The organism is Dactylosporangium salmoneum, from assembly GCF_039532525.1.
GTDB lineage: Bacteria > Actinomycetota > Actinomycetes > Mycobacteriales > Micromonosporaceae > Dactylosporangium > Dactylosporangium salmoneum.
On record NZ_BAAARV010000005.1, the window covers coordinates 192,347 to 213,423 of the forward strand.

The 21,077-nt window shown below is 72.4% G+C and carries 23 protein-coding genes; 5 read left to right on the forward strand and 18 right to left on the reverse strand.

Annotation, left to right across the window (positions count from 1 at the left end; translation table 11 throughout):
• Positions 1–64: 64 nt before the first annotated feature.
• The 6 genes from ABD352_RS03605 to ABD352_RS03630 form a co-directional block, all read right to left on the reverse strand.
• Positions 65–322, reverse strand: a complete 258-nt coding sequence (locus ABD352_RS03605) for a hypothetical protein (RefSeq protein ID WP_344610735.1) — start codon at positions 320–322, stop codon at positions 65–67.
• Positions 323–331: 9 nt separating this feature from the next.
• A complete protein-coding gene (locus ABD352_RS03610) occupies positions 332–667 on the reverse strand; it encodes a hypothetical protein (protein ID WP_344610736.1) in 336 nt (111 codons plus the stop codon).
• On the reverse strand, positions 664–1,266 hold the full coding sequence (locus ABD352_RS03615; protein ID WP_344610737.1) for a hypothetical protein: 603 nt from the start codon (positions 1,264–1,266) through the stop codon (positions 664–666). Before ABD352_RS03615 ends, ABD352_RS03610 begins: the two co-directional genes overlap by 4 nt.
• Positions 1,185–1,763, reverse strand: coding sequence for a hypothetical protein (locus tag ABD352_RS03620; protein WP_344610738.1), 579 nt, complete (start codon positions 1,761–1,763; stop codon positions 1,185–1,187). The genes ABD352_RS03615 and ABD352_RS03620 overlap by 82 nt, the downstream gene beginning before the upstream one ends.
• A 74-nt stretch (positions 1,764–1,837) precedes the next feature.
• Complete coding sequence (locus tag ABD352_RS03625; protein WP_344610739.1) at positions 1,838–2,428, reverse strand: hypothetical protein; 591 nt, start codon at positions 2,426–2,428, stop codon at positions 1,838–1,840.
• Positions 2,425–2,982: a MauE/DoxX family redox-associated membrane protein gene (locus ABD352_RS03630; RefSeq protein ID WP_344610740.1), complete on the reverse strand. Its 558-nt coding sequence runs from the start codon at positions 2,980–2,982 to the stop codon at positions 2,425–2,427. The genes ABD352_RS03625 and ABD352_RS03630 overlap by 4 nt, the downstream gene beginning before the upstream one ends.
• Before the next feature lie 389 nt (positions 2,983–3,371).
• Between ABD352_RS03630 and ABD352_RS03635 the strand changes: the two genes are divergently transcribed.
• On the forward strand, positions 3,372–4,775 hold the full coding sequence (locus ABD352_RS03635) for a M36 family metallopeptidase (protein ID WP_344610741.1): 1,404 nt from the start codon (positions 3,372–3,374) through the stop codon (positions 4,773–4,775).
• A 10-nt stretch (positions 4,776–4,785) separates the two neighbouring features.
• Here ABD352_RS03635 and ABD352_RS03640 read toward each other — a convergent pair whose 3' ends face one another.
• The 11 genes from ABD352_RS03640 to ABD352_RS03690 form a co-directional block, all read right to left on the reverse strand.
• On the reverse strand, positions 4,786–5,583 hold the full coding sequence (locus ABD352_RS03640; RefSeq protein ID WP_344610742.1) for an SMP-30/gluconolactonase/LRE family protein: 798 nt from the start codon (positions 5,581–5,583) through the stop codon (positions 4,786–4,788).
• A 3-nt stretch (positions 5,584–5,586) separates the two neighbouring features.
• The gene (locus ABD352_RS03645; protein ID WP_344610743.1) at positions 5,587–6,744 is read right to left on the reverse strand and encodes a golvesin C-terminal-like domain-containing protein; all 1,158 of its coding nucleotides are present in this window, start codon (positions 6,742–6,744) and stop codon (positions 5,587–5,589) included.
• A 45-nt stretch (positions 6,745–6,789) separates the two neighbouring features.
• Positions 6,790–7,386 (reverse strand): bifunctional 4-hydroxy-2-oxoglutarate aldolase/2-dehydro-3-deoxy-phosphogluconate aldolase, encoded by a 597-nt coding sequence (locus ABD352_RS03650; protein WP_344610744.1) that lies wholly within the window; start codon positions 7,384–7,386, stop codon positions 6,790–6,792.
• Positions 7,383–8,813 (reverse strand): glycoside hydrolase, encoded by a 1,431-nt coding sequence (locus tag ABD352_RS03655; RefSeq protein ID WP_344610745.1) that lies wholly within the window; start codon positions 8,811–8,813, stop codon positions 7,383–7,385. Before ABD352_RS03655 ends, ABD352_RS03650 begins: the two co-directional genes overlap by 4 nt.
• Positions 8,814–8,832: 19 nt before the next feature.
• Positions 8,833–9,567 carry an SDR family NAD(P)-dependent oxidoreductase gene (locus ABD352_RS03660; protein WP_344610746.1) on the reverse strand — a complete coding sequence of 245 codons (735 nt, stop codon included), beginning with the start codon at positions 9,565–9,567 and terminating at the stop codon, positions 8,833–8,835.
• On the reverse strand, positions 9,560–10,726 hold the full coding sequence (locus ABD352_RS03665; protein WP_344610747.1) for a mandelate racemase/muconate lactonizing enzyme family protein: 1,167 nt from the start codon (positions 10,724–10,726) through the stop codon (positions 9,560–9,562). Before ABD352_RS03665 ends, ABD352_RS03660 begins: the two co-directional genes overlap by 8 nt.
• 11 nt (positions 10,727–10,737) lie before the next feature.
• Positions 10,738–12,036 (reverse strand): extracellular solute-binding protein, encoded by a 1,299-nt coding sequence (locus tag ABD352_RS03670; RefSeq protein WP_344610748.1) that lies wholly within the window; start codon positions 12,034–12,036, stop codon positions 10,738–10,740.
• A gap of 20 nt (positions 12,037–12,056) precedes the next feature.
• Positions 12,057–12,947, reverse strand: a complete 891-nt coding sequence (locus ABD352_RS03675) for a carbohydrate ABC transporter permease (RefSeq protein ID WP_344610749.1) — start codon at positions 12,945–12,947, stop codon at positions 12,057–12,059.
• Positions 12,944–13,849 (reverse strand): carbohydrate ABC transporter permease, encoded by a 906-nt coding sequence (locus ABD352_RS03680; protein ID WP_344610750.1) that lies wholly within the window; start codon positions 13,847–13,849, stop codon positions 12,944–12,946. The genes ABD352_RS03675 and ABD352_RS03680 overlap by 4 nt, the downstream gene beginning before the upstream one ends.
• Entirely contained in the window at positions 13,846–14,559 is a 714-nt protein-coding gene (locus ABD352_RS03685; RefSeq protein ID WP_344610751.1) for a GntR family transcriptional regulator, read from the reverse strand. Before ABD352_RS03685 ends, ABD352_RS03680 begins: the two co-directional genes overlap by 4 nt.
• 86 nt (positions 14,560–14,645) lie before the next feature.
• Entirely contained in the window at positions 14,646–15,455 is an 810-nt protein-coding gene (locus tag ABD352_RS03690; RefSeq protein WP_344610752.1) for an IclR family transcriptional regulator, read from the reverse strand.
• Between the two features lie 85 nt (positions 15,456–15,540).
• Here ABD352_RS03690 and ABD352_RS03695 point away from each other — a divergent pair, with 85 nt between their 5' ends.
• From ABD352_RS03695 to ABD352_RS03710, 4 genes are all read left to right on the forward strand, one after another.
• Entirely contained in the window at positions 15,541–16,683 is a 1,143-nt protein-coding gene (locus ABD352_RS03695; protein ID WP_344610753.1) for a mandelate racemase/muconate lactonizing enzyme family protein, read from the forward strand.
• Positions 16,680–17,573: a dihydrodipicolinate synthase family protein gene (locus ABD352_RS03700; protein WP_344610754.1), complete on the forward strand. Its 894-nt coding sequence runs from the start codon at positions 16,680–16,682 to the stop codon at positions 17,571–17,573. Before ABD352_RS03695 ends, ABD352_RS03700 begins: the two co-directional genes overlap by 4 nt.
• The gene (locus ABD352_RS03705; protein WP_344610755.1) at positions 17,570–18,295 is read left to right on the forward strand and encodes an SDR family NAD(P)-dependent oxidoreductase; all 726 of its coding nucleotides are present in this window, start codon (positions 17,570–17,572) and stop codon (positions 18,293–18,295) included. The genes ABD352_RS03700 and ABD352_RS03705 overlap by 4 nt, the downstream gene beginning before the upstream one ends.
• A 132-nt stretch (positions 18,296–18,427) precedes the next feature.
• A complete protein-coding gene (locus tag ABD352_RS03710; protein WP_344610756.1) occupies positions 18,428–19,366 on the forward strand; it encodes a sugar kinase in 939 nt (312 codons plus the stop codon).
• Positions 19,367–19,416: 50 nt separating this feature from the next.
• Here ABD352_RS03710 and ABD352_RS03715 read toward each other — a convergent pair whose 3' ends face one another.
• Positions 19,417–20,898 (reverse strand): S8 family serine peptidase, encoded by a 1,482-nt coding sequence (locus ABD352_RS03715; RefSeq protein ID WP_344610757.1) that lies wholly within the window; start codon positions 20,896–20,898, stop codon positions 19,417–19,419.
• Positions 20,899–21,077: the final 179 nt, after the last annotated feature.

Genomic DNA, 21,077 nt, shown 5'->3' on the forward strand with positions numbered 1-21,077 from the left:
CTGTTGGCATCAGGCGAACCGGCGGCCGGCAGCGGGCTGCTGCCGGCCGCGGTCATCGGATGGGTCAGGCGGTCGCGGGCTGGCGCACGTGGACGACGCCGGCCGAGTCGGCGAAGACCTCGAGGATGTCGTTGCTCACCCGCGTGCGGCCCAGGGAGGTGAACCGCGCGTTGGCGTGCAGGTTGATCTCGATCTTGCCGGTGTACGAGGCGGTCGTGGCGACCGGCTGGCCGTCGACGATCTTCGCGCACACGGAGAGGGTCTGGGTGCCGTCGGCCGCGGTCTGCAGGACCACGAGGCCGTAATCGTGCTGGTTGGGCATCGGTCCTCCTTAGTTGTACTTGCAGCTGGCGCCGGAGACGACGGTGGTGCCGGCGCTGTTCTTGCCCTCACAGCACTGGCAGTACAGGCCCGCACCGTTGGTGCAGAGCCAGTCGTAGTTCGTGTACGTCTTGCAGGTGCTGTAGCTCACGTACTTCGAGCTCGGCGGCGGGAACGCCAGGTTGCAGCAGTTGTAGTTGCCGGCCAGGGCCGGGGTCGAACGGCCGAAGACCGCCGCCGCCGTGGCCAGGCCGCCCGCGCCGAGCATCCCGAGGATGCGCCGGCGGCTGCGCGGCGCCGTCACCGCCGACTCCTCGGGCGGTGCGTGGTCGTGCACTTCACTCATGGTGCCTCCTGAAGGTCGCCGGGCGCCTCGGTGTGGCGCCCGGATGTGGCCCCGGTCGGGTTGTCCGCGGCGGGACCCGCGGCGCGGACTTGGGTAACCGACGGCTCGCCGACAGGCAGGTCGCCGGCCGGCGGGTTGACGGCGCGCCACGGCTCGAGCGGCGAGCGCTGGGGCCCGCCGCCGAACATGACCTCCCGCCAGTCGCCGGAGTAGCAGAAGACGCCGCAGCTGGTGGCGATGCCCAGCTTGGCGGGCACCCGGGTGACGGCGATGTGCGCCGGCACCTCGCCCATCGAGTACACGCTGCGCAGGTCCTTCCACAGCGAGATGCTCAGCACGGTGCGGTGGCGCCAGTCGCGCAGGAGCACGATCCCGAGGTACCCCCGCGCGTTGCGCCGCACGTCCCGCTTGACCCGCCAGTGCAGGAGCTGGACCAGCAGCATCTTGCGCAGCGAGCCGCAGTCGAAGCGGGTGATCATCGCCTGCCCGCGGGCCGGCTCGACCCGCAGCGACGGGGTCAGGTCAGCGCTGTCAGGGTCGCGCCCACTGCCGCTGTCAGCAGGATCGATCCAGACACCCACCGGATGCGGCGCAGCCATGCCGGACTCCACTTCGCTTGGACCGTGATGGACAGGGGCGTGAAGCTCCACAGGGCGACCACCGCGCTGGCGGTGATGGCGAAGGCGCCGAGGGCCCATGGCGCCAGGGCAGGATCCAGCAGCAGTACGGCACCGATGGCCGCCCACAGCAGGGACACCACCTTCTGCGTGCTGAAGAGCAGGCCCAGGTCGAAGCCCCAGACCAGCCCCAGCGGCCCGGGCGGGAGCTGGCGCACCAGCGACTGCGGGACCTGCCGCCACATGTGCGGCGTGCGGTCGCGCAGGTCGGCCACGCCGAGCACCGCCGTGAGGGCGGCCAGCACGAGGAGTCGCGCGTCGCGGGGCAGCACGGAGGCCAGCAACCGGCCGGCCGGGTACACCAGCAGCGCGAGGACGAGCGCGGCCGCGACCCCGCCGATGGCGAGCGCGATGAGGAAACGCACCGCGGCGAAGCGCTGATCACGCTCCCGCAGCATCGGACCGGCGACCCCGGCCATGGACACGCCTCAAGGGCTGAGGATCTGCAGCACCGCCCCGGCCACGCCGAGGACCACCCAGACGGCCAACGCGATCAGCCCCGCGCCGCGACCGGCTCGTCGCCGGTGATGACCCGCTCGGCCGCGTCGAGCACGGCGGCGCGCAGCGCGGGCACAGAGGTGAAGCCCAGCGCCGACACGAGCACGCCGTCGCGGAACACCAGCGCCGTGGGGCTGAAGTTGACGCCGAACTGGGTGCGCATCCACGCGCCGTCGAGGTCGATGTGGTTGGGGATGGAGCCCAGGTTGTACCGCTGGATGAACGCCGCCCCCTGCGAGGCCTCGCCCGTCGTCACCACCACGCCGATCGTGGCCGGGTCGGCCAGGTCGGGGTTGTCGCGCAGCTGCTCGCCGACCGACGTGCAGGTGCGGCACTGCGTGCTGAGGACCAGCAGCATCGACGGCCCTCGGCGGTCCAGCCGGTCGAGGCCGTTGAGGCCGCTCAGGCCGGCGGGCAGGGCGGAGGGCACCCCGCCGAGGGCCACGTCGGTGAGCACCCACACCGAGCTCTCCACCTGCGGCGCCGAGCCCGGCCCGACCCGCGCGCTGAGCTCGCCCAGCATCGCGAAGAGCACCACCATGCCGGCCGCCAGAACGAGGGCGACGAGCCCGAAGACGTACATCATGCCGAAGCTCCCTTCGCGGACGCGCTCTGCGCCCGAGGCGGTCGGACCAGGTCACGGATCAGGTCGCGGTACAGCCATCCGGTGAACAGGACGGTGAGCGCCGCGACGAGCGAGAGGTTGAGCGGCACGTCGCCGGTCCAGTCGGGCCCGTCGCCGGCCCGGGCGAGCGCCAGCGTCGCGGCCGCGGCGATCAGCAGCCCGACGCCGATGGTGCGCGCGCCCAGCGGCTTGCCGGCGGCCCGGCCGAAGCAGCCGCAGTCCTTGCTCGCCTTGCGCAGCAGCCCGAGCCCGCCGGCCCCGGCGAAGACGAGCCCCAGCACGACGGCGGCGGCGAGCCCGGCCACCCGCGCGGGCGGCACGGCCAGCGCCACGGCGGCGAGCACCTCGACGACGGCGACGACCCGGACGATCACGGCGGCGCCCGCCCCGATCCCGGGCAGCACCTCGGCGACGGCGCTCACGGCGGACCGCGCGACGGTCAGCTTGGCGATGCCGGAGCTGAGCAGGACGGCGCCCAGAACGAGCGCAGCGCACACGGCTAACGATGGCAGCATCGGTCTACCCCCGTGGTGACGGCCAGCTAGCAAGGTTCTACGAACAGGAAGTGTGTCGCTACTGACAGGTACATGTCAATGGATCGATCGATGCAACCCGCCGGCCCCCGACGCTGGGCGCAGCGGCCGTGAGCCGCGGAAATGCGCTCCGGCGCCACCTGGTCAATTCCGACCGGCCCCGGCGCGAGCTCCAGGTTAATGATCGTTAAAGCAACGCTACGTGCTGCCTTTGTGGACGGCCACAACAAACCCTGACCAGCGGCGGAGCGATTCGGCAATCCCGGCGGAATGCCACCCCTCGACCGCCCCCTCGACGAATCTCGATAGATGTAAATACATCATCATGCGCGCATAGCATGACGACCATTCGTCAGAGGTGAGGGGGCACAATGCATCGACGTACGCGAGGATGTCTGGCCGCGCTGGCGACCGGCGCGCTGCTGGCCGCGGCGGCCGGGACCCCGGCGCACGCGGCCCCGGCGGCGGTGCCGGACGGGCTGCGGCAGGTGCAGGTCCGGCAGTCGCTGCTGGGCACGCACACGTGGTACCAGCAGCTCTACCACGGCCTGCCGGTGCTCGGCGGCTACTACGTGACCCACACCGACGCCGCGACCGGCGAGGTCACCGTCCAGGACGGCCGCCTCGACGTGCGCGGCCTGGCGAGCGAGACGCCGGGCGTCGCCGCCGACCACGCCCGCGCGTCCGTGGCCGGGCGGGTCGGCGGGCAGGCGGCCCGCTCCGAGCTCGTCGTGCTGCCCGGCGCGAGCGCGAAACTGGCCTGGGTGGTCGTGACCCGCACCGGGCACGGCACCGTGCGCACGGTGCTCGACGCCGGCAGCGGCGCCACGCTCGCGGAGAAGAACCTGGCCCACCGGGCCACCGGCACGGGCACGGTCTTCGACCCCAACCCGGTCGTCGCGCTGCAGAACGAGTCGCTGACCGATCGCAAGGACGCCGACTACCCGGCCCTGCGGGCGGCCTACAAGACGGTGACCCTGACCCACCTCGACGCGGGGGCGACCACGCTGCAGGGCGACTTCGCCGACAACGTCAGCGCCAACCCGGTCCACTCCGCGCGGCGGGCCTTCGACTACAACCGCTCGCAGCGCGGCTTCGAGCAGGTGATGGGCTACTACAACATCACCTCCGCCCAGCAGTACCTCCACACGCTCGGCTTCAACGACGTGAACAACGAGCCGCAGGACTACTCGACGACCGGCCTGACCGACGACAACTCGTTCTACGACCCGGACACCGACCAGATCACGTTCGGCACCGGCGGCGTCGACGACGCCGAGGACAACGAGGTGATCTGGCACGAGTACGGCCACGCGATCCAGGACGACCAGGTGCCGGGCTTCGGCGAGGAGCTCGAGGCCGGCTCGATCGGCGAGGGCTTCGGCGACTACTGGGCGTTCACGATGTCGCAGGCGTCCAGCCCCGACACCGCCCGCACGCCGCTGGCCTGCATCGCCGACTGGGACGCGACCGCCTACACCGACGACGAGCCGCACTGCCTGCGCCGCGTCGACGGCGCCAAGATGTACCCGGGCGACCTCGAGGGCGAGGTGCACGCCGACGGCGAGATCTGGTCGCGGGCGCTGTTCGACGTCAACGGCGCGCTCGGGCGCACGGCGGCCAACAAGGTGATCATCGAGGCCCAGTTCGGCTTCGCCCCCGACACCACGATGCCGGCGGCCGCGCGGGAGACCGTGAAGACGGCGAAGGCCCTCTACGGCCAGGCGGCGGCCAACAAGGTGCGGGCCGCGTTCCAGGCCCGCGGCATCCTCTAGGGGCGCACGTTCAGAGGCGCACCGCGTACACCAGGCCGGCCCGGGGGTCGTCGGATCCCCGGGCCGCCGTCGTGACGAACAGGACGTCGCGCCCGGGCCCGCCGAAGCAGCAGGCCGTGGGCTTGTCCGCGGGCAGCTCGACGGTCGCGAGCGTGGCGCCGGTGGCCGGGTCGACCCGAACGACCCGGCCACCGTCCCACAGGGCGATCCACAGCATCCCGTCCGGGTCGGCGGCCATGCCGTCCGGCTTCGCCGCGCCATCGCCGAGCCGCCACCGCGCCCGGCGCCGGCCCAGCTCGCCGGTGCCCTGGTCGTACTCGAAGACCGACAGCGTGCGGGGCCCGCTGTCGACCCAGTAGAGGAGCCCGCCGTCGGGGCTGAAGCACAGGCCGTTGGGCACCGTGGCGGCCCCGATCAAGCGGCGGGGCGCCGAACCGGGCTCGACCGACCACAGCGCGCCCTGCCCCGCCGCCGCGTCGCCGGCCATCGAGCCGACCAGCAGGCGGCCCCGCCGGTCCAGCCCGCCGTCGTTGCAGCGGTGGCCCGGCGGCACGGGGAGTTCCACCGCCGCGACTGGGTCGAGCCACCAGAGGGTCGGCCCGACGGCGACCACCACACCGGGCAGGCACAGCGGCACCGGGCCGGGATACTCGGCGACGGTGCCCGCGTCGAGGCGGCGGCCGTCCCAGCCGGCCCGGTGCACGCGACCGGCCGGGACGTCGGTCCAGACGAGCTCCCCGCGGGCGGCGTCCCAGCGGGGGGACTCGCCCAGCTCGCACCGGTGCCCGTGCACCGCCTCGACGAGCATCCGCTACACCCGCACGAACTTCACGGCATCGGCGCGGGCGCAGCCCGAGCCGCTGCTGGTCAGGGTCACCGCGCCGCCCGTGCCGGCCGGGAAGCCGTACGTGCCCAGGCTGACCCAGCCGGAGGAGCCCGCCGTGCCGTCGACCGTGGTCGTCGTCGTGGTGCCGTCGTGGGCCACCGCGAGCTTCGAGGCCGGGTCGCTGTTGCTCGCCGCCACCTTGTACCAGTACACCTGGTAGTCGCCGGCGGCTCGGAGGTTCGGCCGCCAGGTCGCGGTGTTGCCGGCGCTGTTGCAGGTGGCGTAGCGGGTCGGCGAGCCGGCGGTCCAGCCGGTCAGCGTCGAGGCGTTCCAGGCGCCGGTCTCGCCGTAGCCGTAGGCCGCCGGGCCGTCGTTGTCGACGTAGTAGTCCTTCTGCCAGAACTTCACGTAGTCGAACTGGACGGTCGCCGGCAGCTTGGTGTCGTCGGGCAGGTTGCCGTAGGCGATGCTGGTCAGCCAGATGTTGACGTAGTCGTGCGTCCAGTCGCTGGGCAGGTAGGGCGCGCTGTAGCGCAGCACGCCGTCGACGTAGAACTTGGTCGACGTCTCCGACCAGTCGATGCCGTACGTGTGCCACTGGCGGGAGTCGACGGCGGCGTCCGTGTAGGTGGTGCCGTAGGACTTGCCGGCCGAGACGCCGTTGCCCTTCCACGTCAGCACGCCGTGGTGGATCTTCGTGGGGCTCACCGAGTCGATCTCGAAGCCGTCGATCTCGGTGCGCTGGGAGGCCGGGAAGGTGGTCGAGCCGTCGCCGTTCATGATCCAGAACGAGCTGTGCCAGCCGGAGCCGTCGTTGAGCTTGGCCCTCGTCTCGTAGTAGCCGTACCGCACGGCCTGCTTGCTGACCAGGCCGCCGCCGGTGTAGTCCTTGCCGCCGTAGGTCTCCTTCTTGAGCGCGATGTTGAGGTAGCCGCCGCTCTGCGAGACGTTCTCGGGGCGCTGGGTGCTGTAGGCCTTGCTGTCGGTGCGGTAGTTCCACTTGGCGGTGTCGACGGAGTTGGCCGAGAAGTCGTCGGAGAAGACCAGGGTCCAGCCGGTGCCGGTCGGGTCGGCGTGGGCGGGGACGCCGGGAACCGTCACCAGAACAGCGGCGGCCAGCGTCAGGGTGAGTGCGCGGCGCATCAGTTCCTCCCGTAGTACAGCCGAAGGCTCATGAGATCGGGTGGTTCATTGCCGGAGCGCGTCGAGCAGCGCCTCGAGGCCGCCCGGCCGGGTGACCGAGCCGCCGACCCCGAGGGCTAGGGCCCCCGCGTCGAGGTAGTCGCGGGCGTTGTCCGCGCCGATGCCGCCCGTGGCCACGAACTTCGCGTCGGGGAACGGCCCGCGCAGCTCGCGGATCCAGCCGGGGCCCAGCGACCCGGCCGGGAACGCCTTCAGCCAGGTGCACCCGGCCTTCAGCGCGTGGTGCACCTCGGTCGGGGTGGCGACCCCGGGCAGGTGCGGCAGCCCGGCCGCGCGGCTGGCCGCGACGACCTCGGCGTCCAGGCCCGGCGCGACGGTGAACACCGCACCCGCCGCGGCCGCGACCGCCACCTGCTCGGCCGTCACCACCGTGCCGGCGCCGACGAGCGCGCCGCGCTCCGCCCCGGCCGCGGCGACCGCCCGCAGGCACTCGACCGCCGCCGGGGTCTGGATGGGCACCTCGACCACGCCGAGGCCGGAGTCCCACACGGCGGTCGCGAGCGCGACCGCCGTCGGTGCCGGGACTCCGCGCAGGATGGCGACGAGGGGACGGCCGGACAGCAGCGTGTCGAAAGAGTTCACAGTCGCTCGATCCAGAATTGAATGGAGGTGGGTGGCAGCGACAGCGTCAGCACCGGCCCGGTCTTGTCGGCCAGGTTGGCGTTGCGCGACGTGGGCGTGTACTGCTGCCCCTGGAACGCCCGCGTGGAGCCGGTGTCGACGGTGTACGTCACGCTCGACGTGCTGCGGTTGGTGAAGGCGAACACGAGCTTGCCCTGCGGCGTCTTCCACGCCATGATCCGCTGCTCGGTACGCACCGTGCCCTCGTCGACCGCGTAGCGCACCGAGTTCCACGGCAGGTACTTCACGAACCCGTGCACGCCGTTGAAGTTCTGCGGGTTGTAGTCCCAGTGCCCCTGGGCGATGTTCGGGAACTTCGTGTAGTCGTTGTCGTCGTACGGCCGCCAGTAGCCGAGCGAGTAGCCCGAGGACTCGGCGTTGTACGTCGGCTTGAGCGCGTGCAGCCAGAACCAGGTCGGCGAGTTCTGGAAGGTCATCCAGTTCATGATCGACTGGGCGGTGTTGACCATCTTCCAGTCGCTGGTCGGCACCTGGTACTCGAACTCGTTGGAGAAGACCGGCTTGCCCGCCGCGTCGCTGGTGTAGTTGTTCTGCAGCTGGTCGTTGCTGTCGGAGCCGATGCGGTGGAACGACCATCCGTCCACATAGGACAGCGCGGTGGCGTCGCCCCGGATGAGCGCCCCGCCGCGGCCCCGCTGGCCGTTGTCGGCGTCGGCGTGGATGAACACGTCGGGGAAGGCGGCCCGGACCTTCGGCGCGATCGCCTTGAACGCCTTGTAGTACTGGTCGTTGCTGTACCCGCAGCAGGAGTAGGCCACCCCGGCCACGCTCGGCTCGTTCTGCAGGCTGAACATCTTCACCGGCAGGCCGTTGTCGCGCAGGTACTGCAGGTCGCGCACGATCGCGTCGCCGAACTGGTCGAGCCAGCCCGGGTCGGTGGAGGCGATGCTGCCGCCGATGTAGCTGCCGTTGCTCTTCCAGCCCGGCGCCGGCGACCAGTACTCGGCCGAGACGCCCTCGATCGCCGACTGCGAGACCAGCTCGGCCAGCTCGCTCAGCTGGGTCGACCAGCGGCCCACGATCTGCTTCTGGGCGGTGTCGAGGCCGCGCAGGTACAGCCCGAGGGCCAGGCGCAGGTAGCGGAAGCCCCGGTCGTCGCGGATCTTCAGCAGGTCGCGGTACATCCGGGTGCGCTCGGTCGCCACGAGGTCGTGCGGCACCGAGGTGGTGGCGGTCGGCAGGCCGTTGTTGCCCGAGCCGATCGAGTCGGACTGGATCTCGACCCCGAGGCCGAGGATGGTCTGGCGGGGCTGGTCGTGCCGGATCACGTAGTCGGCCGCGGCGGCGCTCGCCGGGCGCGGGTAGGCCGAGGCGCCGACGACGGCGCCGGCCGCGATCCCGAGGGCGGTTCTTCTGGTCAGAGCCATGGCGGAGGTCTCCTGACGATTACGAGAGCGGGGGCAGCCCCAGGGCCTGGCGGGGTCCGGGGCGCAGCAGGGCGGCCGCCTGCACCGCCGTCGCGCCCCCGTCCAGCACGATCTCGGTGCCGGTGAGCAGGGCCGCGCCGTCGGAGACGGCGTAGGACACCGCGGCGGCGACGTCGGCCGGCTCGCCGAGGCGCCCGAGTGGGTGCGCCTCGCGCTGCCGGAGCGTGTCGTCGTCGCCGGCGAGCCGGGCGGTGGTGGCGGGGGTGCGGATCCAGCCGGGCGCGATCGACACCGCGCGGATCCCGGCCGGCCCGTAGTCGACGGCGAGCTGGCGGGTGAAGGCGGCCAGCCCCGCCTTGGCGGCGGCGTAGGCGGGCAGGCCGGGGGCGAACACGTGGCCGTGGACGGAGCCGATGGTGACGATCACGCCGCGCCCGGCCGCGATCATGCCGGGCAGGGCGTGCTTGGCGCAGAGGAAGGCGGACGTGAGGTTGGTGTCGATGACGGTGTGCCAGTCGGCGAGGGTGGTCTCGTGCGCCTTCGCCCCGGTGGTGACCCCGGCGCACGTGACCAGCACGCCGACCTGCCGTTGTGCCAGGGCCGCGGCCACGGACGGCTCCGACGTGACGTCACAGTCCACATCGGACCCGGCGAGGTCGAGGCCGACGACGGTGTAGCCGTCGGCGCGCAGCCGGTCGGCGACGGCCGAGCCGATCCCGCCGGCCGCGCCCGTGACGACCGCGATGTCAGGCACGGAAGACCTCGTACTGGGCGATCAGCTCCTCGTCGAGCGTGACGCCCAGCCCCGGCTCGGCCGGCACGACCAGCGCACCATCCACAAGGGACGGACGGGTGGCCGGCAGGTCGTCGCGCAGCGGGTTCGGCAGCCGGTTGTACTCGTAGATGGGCACGTTCGGGGTGGCCGCGGCGAACTGCAGCGCGGCCGCCAGCCCCACCGCCGAGCCGACCCCGTGCGGGGAGACGGCGACGTGAAAGGCGTCGCACAGCGCCGCGATCCGGCGGGCCTCGGTGATGCCGCCGGCCCGGGTGAGGTTGGGCATGACCACGTCGACGGCCCGCTGCAGCAGGAAGTCGCGGTAGCCGTACCGGATGAACTCGCTCTCCCCCGTGACGACCGGGATGCGCACGCCGGCGCGCACCTCGGCCAGCCCCGCCACGTCGTCCGTGGCGAGCGGCTCCTCCAGCCAGCGCACGCCGAGCGGCTCCAGCGCGAGCCCGAGCCGCACGGCGGTCTTGACGTCGTAGGCGCAGTTGAGGTCGACGTGCAGCGCCGCCCGGCCGGCCAGCGCCGCCACCACCGCCTCGGCGTGGGCGAGGTCGGTCGCCTCGCCCCGGCCCAGCTTGAGCTTCACCGCGCGGAAGCCCTGGGCGACGAAGGCCTCCGCGCGCTCGGCCGACTCCTCGACCGTTGGCAGGAACGGGATGGGGCTCGCGTAGACCGGCACGCTCTCGCGGACCGGCCCGCCGAGCAGCCGGTGCACGGGCAGCCCGGCGGCCTTGCCCCGCAGGTCCCACAGCGCCAGGTCGATGCCGCTGATCGCCTCGAGGTAGAAGCCGCCGACCCGCCCGGCACCGGCCTGGGCGCCGAACATGAGCTCCCACAGCGCCTCGGAGGCGCCGGCGTCCCGGCCGATCAGCATCGGCGCGAGCAGGTTGCCGATGATGGTGGCGGTGACGCGCGGCTCGGGCAGCCCGTACGCCTCGCCGATCCCCTCCAGCCCGTCGGTCGTACGGATCCGCACGAGCGTGGTGAACTGCCCCAGCCGGGGCAGCACCCGGTGGCTGGAGGCGGGAGTGAGCAGCCACTCCGGGACCGCGTCGAGGCTGCCGTACACCCGCTCGAACGGCGCGGACAGCGCGATGGCCTCGACAGACGCGATGGTGAGCTTCACGGGAGAGTCCCCTACTTGATCAGGTCGTTCATCCGGTCACGGGCCGAGGTGAGCGCCTCCTTGACCTGCTTCTTGCCAATCAGGATCGACTGCACCTCCTCCGCGAGGACCTTCTCCATCTGGGAGAACTGCGGGTAGATCCAGAACGGGCTGGCGCTGGAGTTGGCGCCGATCTGGGCGGTGAAGTCGGTGGCGAACTTGTCGTTCTTCACCGCGCTGTCGGCCAGGCCGGCGTTGGTGGTCGGCGGCAGGCCGGTCTTGGTGAAGTACTCCACCGCGTAGGCCTGGTCGGTGGTGATCGTCTTGGCGTAGTTGGCCGCGGCGGCCGCGCCCGAGCCGTTCATGACCGCGATGACCTGGCCCCAGGCGAGGTGGCGGGGCTTGTCGCCGGAGGCCTTCACCGGCCGGGCGACCGGCGCCATCTTGCCGCCGAGGTCCTTGTCCGGCGAGGACTTGGTGACCGTCGCCTTGCCACCGATCGCGTCCTCGTAGAAGGCGGTCTTGCCCTGCGACATGAGCGCGCGGGCGTCGACCCGGTTGACGTCGGGCGCGATGAGCTTCTGGTCGTAGAGCTTCTTGTACCACGTCAGGGCCGCGACGCTGCCGTCGTCCCCGATCACGATCTTGTTGTCCTGGACGATCGGGGAGCCGAACTCCCACATCCACGGGATGATGTCCTTGAGCTGGTCGACCTTGGTCATGCCGGCCCACGGCACGATGCCGTTGCCGAGGCCCTTGACCGCGTTGAGGGCCGCCTCGAACTCCTCGATCGTCTTGGGCGGGCTCGTCACGCCGGCCTTGGTGAGCAGCTCGTTGTTGCTGATCAGACCGATGCCGGCGAAGGTCCACGGCAGGCCGTACTGGGTGCCGTTGGACTGGCCGAGGGCCAGCGCCGCCGGGGCGTAGTCGGCACCGGTCGCGACGCTCTTGAGGTCGATCAGCTTGCCGGTGGCGGCCAGCGTGGCCAGCCAGGCGACGTCGACCTGCACGGCGCCGGTGAGCTGCCCGCCCTGCACCTGCAGGAGCAGCTGGTTGAGGTAGTCGTTGTAGGGGTACGACGGCGTGTTGATCTTCACCCCGGCGTTGGCCGACTGGTACTTCGTGATCTGGTCCTGCATCGGCTGCTTGGTGACGGCCTCGTTGAACGACCACGAGGTGAAGGGGAACTCCTTCACGCCGTCGTCCTTGAGTCCTTCAGTGCCGGCGGGAGTGGGGGCCTGGGTGGACGGGGCGCAGGCGGCGAGGGCGGCCGCTCCTGCGCCGATTCCGAGCATCCGCAACATGGAGCGGCGCGAGATCGGTTGCGACATGTGGATCTCCAAGGGGGGTGTCAGCCTTTTACGGCGCCGGAGGTGAGCCCGGCAACGAGGTAGCGCTGCAGGACGGTGAAGCCGATGACGACCGGCAGCGACACGACGAGGGAGGCGGCCATGAGGTCGGGCCACGCCGTCTCGAACTCGCCGAGGTAGGTGTTGACCAGGCCGGGCGGCAGCGTCTGCTTGTCCGGCCCGGCGAGCGTGAGGGCGAAGATGAAGTCGTTCCAGCCGCGGATGAACGCGAACAGGCCGGTGGCGACCAGGCCCGGCAGCGACACCGGCAGCAGGATGCGGTGGATGATGGCGCCCTGCCCGGCGCCGTCGACCTTGGCCGCCTCCAGCAGCTCGTCGGGGATCGTGTCGAAGAAGCCCTTGAGCATCCACACGCACAGCGGCAGCGTGAAGGTGGTGAAGGACAGGATCAGGGCCAGATAGGAGTCGCGCATCCCGACGGCGCTGAACACCAGGTACAGCGTGATGAGCAGCACCGCCTGCGGGAACATCTGCGAGGCGAGCACGAGGTACATGAGCGCGCGCCGCCCGCGATAGCGGAACTTGGCGAACGAGTACCCCGTGTAGGCCGAGACGATGACGGTCAGCACCGCGGTGACGGCCGACACCAGGATGCTGTTGAGGAGGTACCGCAGGAGCTTGGGATTGTCGGCGAGGTTGCCGAAGTGCTCGAACGTGATGTGGTCGGGGAAGAAGTGCGGCGGGAAGCGGAACACGTCGTGGGTCGGGGTGAGCGCGGTGACCAGCACCCAGTAGACCGGCCCGAAGGCGAAGATCCCGATGATGGCCACGACCGAGGCCGCGCCGAGGGTGCGGGGCCGCCTGGGCTTGCGCCGGGGGGCGGGCGCCTCCTCGGCCTGCGCGACGGGCTTGTCGAGCTGCTGGATGCTCACGCCTTCTCACCCCGCTCGGTCAGGCGGACGTAGACGATGACCAGCCCGAGGATGAGCACCAGCCAGAGGGCGCCGAGCGCGCTCGCCTTGCCGAGGTCGAAGGCCTTGAAGGCGGAGTCGTAGACCGCCACGGCGAACGTGGTGGTCGAGCCGGCCGGTCCGCCGCCGGTGAGCACGTAGATCATGTCGAAGTGCTGGACGTTCCAGATGACTTCCAGCAGTACGACGATGCCCAGAATCCCGCGCAGGTGCGGCAGCGTGACGTGCCAGAAGCGCGCGATGGCCCCGGCGCCGTCCAGCGCGGCGGCCTCGTGCAGCGTGACCGGGACCGTCTGCAGGCCGGCCAGCAGCATCACCATGATCCAGGGGAAGCTGGCCCAGCTCTTGGCCACGATGACGGCCGCCATCGCGGTGCCCGGCTCGCTGAACCAGCTGATCGGCTCGCTGACGATGTGCAGCCTGACCAGCAGGCCGTTGAGCAGGCCGTAGTTGGCGTTGAAGATCCACAGCCAGACGAACGAGACGACCACGCCGGGGATCACCCAGGGGAAGAGGAACAGCCCGCGCAGCACGGCCCGGCCCCGGATGCGGGTGTTGAGCGCGAGCGCCAGGGCGAAGCCGATGAGGACCGGCACGACGGTCGAGCCGACCGTGAACACCAGCGTGTTCTGCAGTACCGGCCAGAAGTTCTGGGACAGCACCGAGCGGAAGTTGTCCAGGCCGACGAAGGAGCGGCCCGGCAGCACCAGGCTCTGCCGGAACAGGCTGGTGCTCAGCGCGCCGATCAGCGGATAGAGCACCACGGCGGCCAGCAGGGCCAGGGCGGGCAGCGTCAGCAGGAAGCCGAATGTGCGGTCGGAGAGCCCGCGGCGGGCCGGCCGCGCGGGGGTGTCTGTGGTCATGGCTCCACCACCTTCGTGGCGACGCTGGGGTGGTCGTCGTCGAGGTCGATGAGGTCGGGGTCGAGATGGGCCCGTAGCTCCACGCCGAGCTGCCACTCGACGTGGTCGCGGGCGGCCCGCTCGGCGGCGTCGGGGTCGTGACGGCCCAGCGCGTCGAGGATCGCGGCGTGCTCGGTGATGACCTGGCCCCAGGCCGGGTCGACGCGCACGCCGATGCGGTAGTGCTGCACGCGCAGCAACGCGAGGTCGCTCATCTCGCGCAGCGTCGCGTAGTGGGTAGCGGTGGCGATGCCGGTGTGGAACTGGCGGTTCAGCTCCGACATCGGGGCGAGCTTGCCGCGCTCGAACTGGAAGCGCATCCGCTCGTGCAGCTCCGAGAGCTCCGCCAGCTCCGCGTCGCCGATCGTGGTGGCGGCGACCCGGGCGGCCAGGCCCTCCATCGCGCCGCGGGCCAGGTACACCCCGCGCATCTCGCGCAGCGACAGTGGCGCCACGTGGGCGCCGACGTGCGGGTTGGGCTGCACGACGAGCCCCTGGCCGGTGAGCCGCTGGATCGCCTCGCGCAGCGGGATCTTGCTGATGCCGAGGGAGCGGGACAGCGCGTCGATGTTGATCCGGGCGCCCGGGCGCAGCTCGCCGGAGAGGATGGCGTCGCGCAGCCGGTCGTACACGACATCGGCCTTGGTCTGGAATCCTTCGAGGCGTTCCACGCCATCTCCCCTGGTCAGGCGATCGTCGTATACTATCGACCGCATGCGAGGGAGTCTTACACGAGGTTCATGCCCGGCACAAGCGCTCATCGCGCCGTCTCCAGGCTGCTGATGTGATGGGCCGGTCCGACGTACCCCAGGCCGATGGAGATCGAGTCGGCCGCCTCGATCACGCAGCGGGACAGTTCGGCCTCGCGGTGCTGCAAGTCGATTGCGGAGAGCGGACCGGAGACCGACAGGGCGGCCACGACCGCGCCCGAGCCGTCGCGGATGGGCGCCGCCACGCAGGCCCGCCCGTGCGCGAGCTCCTCGATCTCGGTGCCGTAGCCCCGGCTCAGCGTCAGCTCGACGGCCGCGTCGAGCTGCTCGTGGGTCGTCACGGTCTTCGGGGTGTACGCCACCAGCCCACTCGCCGGCAGCAGTGCCCGGCGCTCGGCCGCGCTCAACCCGGTCAGCAGGGATTTGCCCAGGCCGGTGGCGTGCAGCGGGTTGCGCTGCCCGGACAGCACGAACGAGCGCGGCGCCTGCCGCCCTTCGAAGTTGAGCAGGTAGAACAGGGTGGCCTCGCGCCGGACGGCGACGTTGACGCCCAGCCCGAGCTCGGCCGCGAGGTTCTGCGCGATCTGCCGGGCCTCGCGGTGCACCGGGTGGCCGTTGAGCACCGCGCCGGCCAGGCTCACCGTGTCGAGCCCCAGGCGGTAGAGCCCGCTGACCGGGTCGCGGTCGACGAACCCGGCCGCCTCGAGGGTGGCCAGCAGCCGCGAGGCCGTGGAGAGCCCCAGGTCGGCGAGCTTGGCCACGTCCGACACCCGAAGCTCCGACCGGCCCGCGGTGAAGACCCGCAGCACGGTGAGCGCCCGCTCGACGCTCTGGTTGCTTCCAACATCCGCTGCCATCGGGTCCCTCTCTGGAAGTCTCTTGCGTTATGCGGCAAACTATCCCGCACACTGCAAGCGGTCAACCGCTAGGCGGAGGTTCTGTGTGAAGATCGTTGATGTGGCCGCGTACCCCGTGAAGCTGCGCGGCCCGGACGTGTACCTGGGCGCGGCCACCCGGCCCGCGCCCGGCGCCGAGTACTACGTGCGCCCGCCCTGGCGCAGCCTCTACTCCGACCGCTTCGAGACCCTGATCGTGCGGCTCACCTGCGACGACGGCACGGTCGGCTGGGGCGAGGCGCTGGCACCGGTGGCCCCCGAGGTGCCGGCCGCGATCGTCGAGAGGCTGCTCACCCCGGCCCTGCTCGGCGCCGACCCGACCCGGGTCCGGCCGCTGTGGGCCACCCTGACCGGGCTCATGCGCGAGCGCGGGCACCTGGTCGGCCACCAGGCCGACGCGCTGGCCGCGGTCGACATCGCGCTGTGGGACCTGGCCGGCAAGGCCGCCGGGCTACCGGTGCACGCCCTGCTCGGCGGGGCCTTCCGGGAGAGCGTGCCGACGTACGTCTCCGGCCTGCCGGTCAACACCGACGACGAGCGGGCGGAGCTGGCCCGCGAGTGGGCGGCCAAGGGCGTCACCTCGGTCAAGCTGCACCTCGGCCGGGGCGTGCGGGCCGACCTGGCCGCCTACGACGCCGTCGCCGCCGCCGGGCTGCGGGTCGCCGTCGACGCGCACTGGGCCTACGATCTGGCCGATGCGCTGCGCCTCGGCCGGGCCCTCGACGAGCGCGGGGCCTGGTTCCTCGAGGCACCGCTCGTGCCCGAGGACGTGGAGGGCCACCGCGAGCTGGCCGCCGCGCTCGTCACCCCGATCGCGGTCGGCGAGATGCTTCGCAACCGCTACGAGTTCCAGCAGTGGCTGCGCGCCCGAGCGCTCGACCTCGCCCAGCCCGACGTCGGCCGGACCGGCATCACGGAGGCGATGGCGATCGCCGAGCTCGCCGCCGCGCACCACGTGCCGGTGGCCCCGCACCACTCGGTCGGCCTCGGCGTAGTCCTCGCCGCCGGCCTGCACGTCGCCGCCGCCATCGAGCTGATGCCGGTCTTCGAGTTCCAGCCGGGCCCGTTCCCGGTCGCCAACCGCATCCTGACCCGGCCGCTGTCCGGCGGGCCGGTTGCCTTCCCTCTCCCGTCCGCGCCCGGCCTGGGCGTCGACGTGGATCTCGCCGCCCTTGAGGAGTCCTCGTGAGCCGCTCCACCGACGTGCGCGGGCTGATCCCCGTGCTCGCCACCCCGTTCCACCCCGACGGGTCGCTCGACCTCGACAGCCTGCGCCGCCTGGCCGACTTCTCGATCGGGCACGGCGTCGCCGGCCTGGCGGTCTTCGGCTTCGCGAGCGAGGGCTTCACCCTGACCGCCGCCGAGCGCCGGCAGATCCTCGCCGTGGTGACCGAGGCCGCCGGCCCCGACCGGCCGGTCGTCGCCGGCATCTCCGCGACCGGCACCCGCGACGCCGTCGAGCAGAGCCTCGCCGCCGCCGAGGCCGGGGCCAGCGTTGGCATGGTCATCCCGCCGTTCATGGTCAAGCCGTCCCCGTCGCAGATCGTCGACTTCTACGGCACCGTCGCCGCCGAGGGCGGGCTGTCGGTGATGGTGCAGGACGCGCCCGGCTCGACCGGGGTCAACATTCCCGTACCGCTGATCCTGGAACTGTCCAAGCTCGCCGGCGTCGACTCGGTGAAGGTGGAGACCCAGCCGACCGCGCCGAAGGTCGGGGCCGTCGCCGACGCGGCGCCGGACGGCTTCCGGGTCCTCAGCGGGCAGAACGCGCTGTTCGTGCTGGAGGAGTACGCGCGGGGGGCGGTCGGCACGATGCCGGCGTCGGAGTTCCCGGACCTGCTCGGGGCGGTGCTCGCCCTGGTCGACGAGGGCGATCACGGCGCCGCCCGGGCCGCGTTCAACCGGCTCCTGCCGCTGATCCGCTTCGGCCTGCAGCCCGGCATCGCCTGGTCGATCCACAAGCACGTGCTGCACCGCCGCGGCGTCATCGCCTCGACCACGGTCCGCCCGCCGGCTACCGACGCCGACCCCGGCACCCTGGCCGCGCTCGACCTCGTGCTCTCGGACCTGGGCATATGAGCCGTTCCGTCCTGGTCCTCGGCTCGACCTCCCCGATCGGGCTGGCCATCGCCCGCGCCTTCGCCGACCAGGGCGACCGGGTCGCGGGCGTGGCCCTGGAGCCCCCGTCCGGCGACGCCTTCGCCGCGCACTGGACGCTCGACTGCGCCACCAGCGCGGGCGCCACCGAGGCGGTCACCCGCACGGCCGACGCCCTCGGCGGCCTGGACGTGCTGGTGCTGGCCGCCGCCGTGATGCCCGTCGCCCCGGCCCTTGAGCAGACCGACGAGCAGTGGCGGGCGGCCATCGACGTGACCCTGTCGGGCGCGTTCTACGCGTGTCGCGCGGCGTTGCGGTACCTCCCCCGCGGCGGCTCCATCGTGGCCGTCACGTCGGTGAACAGCTTCCTGGCCGCCCCGGGCCTGCCCGGGTACGCCGCGGCCAAGGCGGGCCTGGACGGGCTGGTCCGCCAGCTCGCCCTCGAATACGGCCCGCGCGGGGTGCGCGTCAACGCCGTGGCGCCCGGCATGATCGGCGGCGCCGACCTGCCGAACGTGACGGAGGGGTACCCGCTGGGGCGGGTCGGCACGCCGGAGGAGGTCGCCGCGGCGGTCGCGTTCCTGGCCTCCCCGGGCGCCGGCTTCATCACCGGCGTGTGCCTGCCGGTCGACGGCGGCCTGTCCATCACGTCTCCCGCCGCCTACCTGCGCCCCGACCTGCGGGCCCGCTGGCTGCCGTCATGACCGCCGACATCGCCGGCCTGTCCATCGCGACCGCCGCCGGCCTGCAAGCTCCCTGGCTGCCGTCATGACCGCCGACATCGCCGGCCTGTCCATCGCGACCGCCGCTGGCCTGCGAGCTCCCTGGCTGCCGTCATGACCGCCGACATCGTCGGCCTCGGTGAGGCGATGGTGCTCTTCCAGCCCGCCGACGGCCGCCCACTGGCCGACACGGAGGCCGCCTCGGTGCACGTGGCCGGGGCCGAGCTCAACCTGCTCGCCGCCGCGGCCCGGGCCGGCCTGCGCGCCTCCTTCTGCAGCCGCGTCGGCGACGACCCGTTCGGCCGCCGCGTCCTGGCCGCGGCCGAGCGCCTCGGCGTCGACGCCTCACTGGTCGACGTCGACCCGTCCCACCCCACCGCGGTCTTCTTCAAGGACGTCCGCCCCGACGGCGCGCGCCGGGTGCACTACTACCGCGCGGGCTCGGCCGCCTCGGTCATCTCCGACACCGAGGTCGACCGGGTGCTGTCCGTCCGGCCCCGGATCGTGACCGTCTCCGGCCTGACCGCCGCGCTGGGCCCCGGCCCGCGCGCCGCGGTGGCCCGCCTTGCCCGCGAGGCACCCGCCGCCGGCATCGCCGTGGCCCTGGACCCGAACCTTCGCCCCGGCCTGCCCCCGGTCGACGACCTGCTCCGCGCGCTGCTGCCGCACGTGGAGTACCTCCTGCTGGGCCTGGACGAGGCCGGTCCCCTGTTCGGCACCGCCGACCCGCCTTCGGTCTTCGAACGGGCCCGCGCCGCCGGCGTGCGGGAGGTGGTCCTGAAGGCCGGCCCGGACGGCTGCTACCACGCCGACGCGGCCCACCGCCCGGCCCACCTACCCACGTCCGCGACCACGGTCGTGGACCCGGTCGGCGCGGGCGACGCCTTCGCCGGCGGCTACCTGGCCGCCCGGCTGTCGGGCGCGGGCCCGCGCGGCGCGGCGTGGCTGGGCTCCCGGTTCGCGGCGGGCGTGGTGGCCACCCCGGGCGACACGGAGGGCCTGCCGACCCCTGTCGAGGCCGCCGCGCTGCTCGCCCAGGCCCGGAACCAGTAAAAAAAACCTTGTGCCGGACCGTCGCCGGCCCGGCACAAGGTTTGGTTTCGTTACTCCCAGGACGCGGTCGACCAGTCGTCGCTGGACCAGTAGTGCCCGGACCAGTAATGCCCGGACCAGTAGTGACCCGACCAGTAGTGGCCCGACCAGTCGGGGTCGGTCCACGTCGAGGCGCCGTTCCACGGCGCGCCGGACCAGGACGCGGCGGCCCAGGTCTTCGACGCCCACGACGAGCCGGTCCAGGCGTCGCCGGCGACCTTGTAGCCCATCCAGGTGCCGCCGGACCAGGCCGTCGCCGCGGCGCTGCGCGGGGCCCACGCGGTCGTGCTGATCGGGCCCCAGACGGTGTTGTCGCCGCTGAGGGCCACGTTGTCGCGCACCACCCGGCTGGCGCCGCGGGCGTCGTCGAGCTTGCCGGTGCCCGTCGAGTGGTTCCAGCCGGCCGTCCACAGGCTCTGCGAGGCGATCGCCCCGTTGAGGTTGAGCTCGCGGATGTTGCGGGTCATGGCCAGGCCGGAGACGAAGCTGGACGACTGGGTCAGCACCGTCTTGACCTGGTCCGGGGTCAGCGTCGGGCGGGCCTGCAGCAGCAGCGCGATCGCCGCCGAGGTGACCGCCGCCGCCTGCGAGCTGCCGCTGCCGCGCAGCAGCGTCGTGCCGACCTTCGCCGACGGGTACGTCAGGTCCACATTGGACCCAGGGTCGGCCAGCGACACGATCGACTCACCGGGGGCGATGAGGTCGACGCTGCGGTTGTTGCCGCCGATCGTGGCGAACGAGGCGAAGTCGTCGTCGGCGACGCTCGCCGTGCCCTTCGTCGTGCCGGCGGCGACCGCGATGACCGCCGGGTCGCTGGCCGGGTCGCTGACGACGAGGTCACTGTTGCCCTCGTTGCCGGCCGCGGCCACGACCACGATGCCCTTCATCCAGGCCTGCTCGACCGCGAACTGCACCGGGTCGGTCCACGAGTTCGGCGTGCCGCCGGTGCCGTACGACAGGTTGATGACCCGGATCGGGTTCGCCGGATCGTCGTTGCGGTGCGCCACGACCCAGTCGATCGCCGCGATCATCTGCGACACGTCGACCGCGCCGTTGGACGTGCCGACCTTGATCGACGTCAGCTTGGCCTTGGGCGCGAGCCCGACCGTGCCGGTGCTCGGGTCGTTGCCGACGATGATGCCGGCCATGTGCGTGCCGTGCCCGTACGTGTCGAGGTACCGCAGGTTGGGGTCCTGCGACTCGAACGACAGGTCGGGCCCGTTGACGATCTGGCTGGCCGGCAGCCCGTCGACGGGCGCGACGCCGGTGTCGATGAGCGCGACCCCGACGCCCTGGCCGGTCAGCCCGGCCGCCGCGCCCGTGGAGGCGTTGATGGCCGCGCGCACCGCGGCGAGCGTCGTGCCGCCGGTGCCGGTGCTGCTGCCGAGCCAGGCGCTCGACGCCCAACCGCCGTCGCTGATGGCGTGGTGCGGCGGTGCCGCGGCCACGCCGAGTCCGGCGACCGCAGCGGCCATGGCCGCGACGGCCGCCATGATTCGGCGTCCTGCCGCCGCCCGCCGCCGCAAAGCAGATCTAGGCATGGGATTCTCCATTCCCGCCGCTGAACTCCGGGGCGGCGCGTGATCAACGATGACCCGTCGCGGCCGCAAAATCACGGGCCGTGAACCGGATCCGGCCGCCCGGCCACCGGATGCGCCCAACCACCCGACGC

Excerpts from the sequence above, each read along its gene's own strand:
- ABD352_RS03680 (WP_344610750.1), bottom strand. The coding sequence starts at position 13,849 with ATGACCACAGACACCCCCGCGCGGCCGGCCCGCCGCGGGCTCTCCGAC.
- ABD352_RS03645 (WP_344610743.1), bottom strand. The coding sequence starts at position 6,744 with ATGCGCCGCGCACTCACCCTGACGCTGGCCGCCGCTGTTCTGGTGACG.
- ABD352_RS03635 (WP_344610741.1), top strand. The coding sequence starts at position 3,372 with ATGCATCGACGTACGCGAGGATGTCTGGCCGCGCTGGCGACCGGCGCG.
- ABD352_RS03670 (WP_344610748.1), bottom strand. The coding sequence starts at position 12,036 with ATGTCGCAACCGATCTCGCGCCGCTCCATGTTGCGGATGCTCGGAATC.
- ABD352_RS03625 (WP_344610739.1), bottom strand. The coding sequence starts at position 2,428 with ATGATGTACGTCTTCGGGCTCGTCGCCCTCGTTCTGGCGGCCGGCATG.
- ABD352_RS03630 (WP_344610740.1), bottom strand. The coding sequence starts at position 2,982 with ATGCTGCCATCGTTAGCCGTGTGCGCTGCGCTCGTTCTGGGCGCCGTC.
- ABD352_RS03705 (WP_344610755.1), top strand. The coding sequence starts at position 17,570 with ATGAGCCGTTCCGTCCTGGTCCTCGGCTCGACCTCCCCGATCGGGCTG.
- ABD352_RS03715 (WP_344610757.1), bottom strand. The coding sequence starts at position 20,898 with ATGGCGGCCGTCGCGGCCATGGCCGCTGCGGTCGCCGGACTCGGCGTG.
- ABD352_RS03690 (WP_344610752.1), bottom strand. The coding sequence starts at position 15,455 with ATGGCAGCGGATGTTGGAAGCAACCAGAGCGTCGAGCGGGCGCTCACC.
- ABD352_RS03710 (WP_344610756.1), top strand. The coding sequence starts at position 18,428 with ATGACCGCCGACATCGTCGGCCTCGGTGAGGCGATGGTGCTCTTCCAG.
- ABD352_RS03605 (WP_344610735.1), bottom strand. The coding sequence starts at position 322 with ATGCCCAACCAGCACGATTACGGCCTCGTGGTCCTGCAGACCGCGGCC.
- ABD352_RS03615 (WP_344610737.1), bottom strand. The coding sequence starts at position 1,266 with ATGGCTGCGCCGCATCCGGTGGGTGTCTGGATCGATCCTGCTGACAGC.
- ABD352_RS03655 (WP_344610745.1), bottom strand. The coding sequence starts at position 8,813 with ATGGCTCTGACCAGAAGAACCGCCCTCGGGATCGCGGCCGGCGCCGTC.
- ABD352_RS03640 (WP_344610742.1), bottom strand. The coding sequence starts at position 5,583 with ATGCTCGTCGAGGCGGTGCACGGGCACCGGTGCGAGCTGGGCGAGTCC.
- ABD352_RS03620 (WP_344610738.1), bottom strand. The coding sequence starts at position 1,763 with ATGGCCGGGGTCGCCGGTCCGATGCTGCGGGAGCGTGATCAGCGCTTC.
- ABD352_RS03610 (WP_344610736.1), bottom strand. The coding sequence starts at position 667 with ATGAGTGAAGTGCACGACCACGCACCGCCCGAGGAGTCGGCGGTGACG.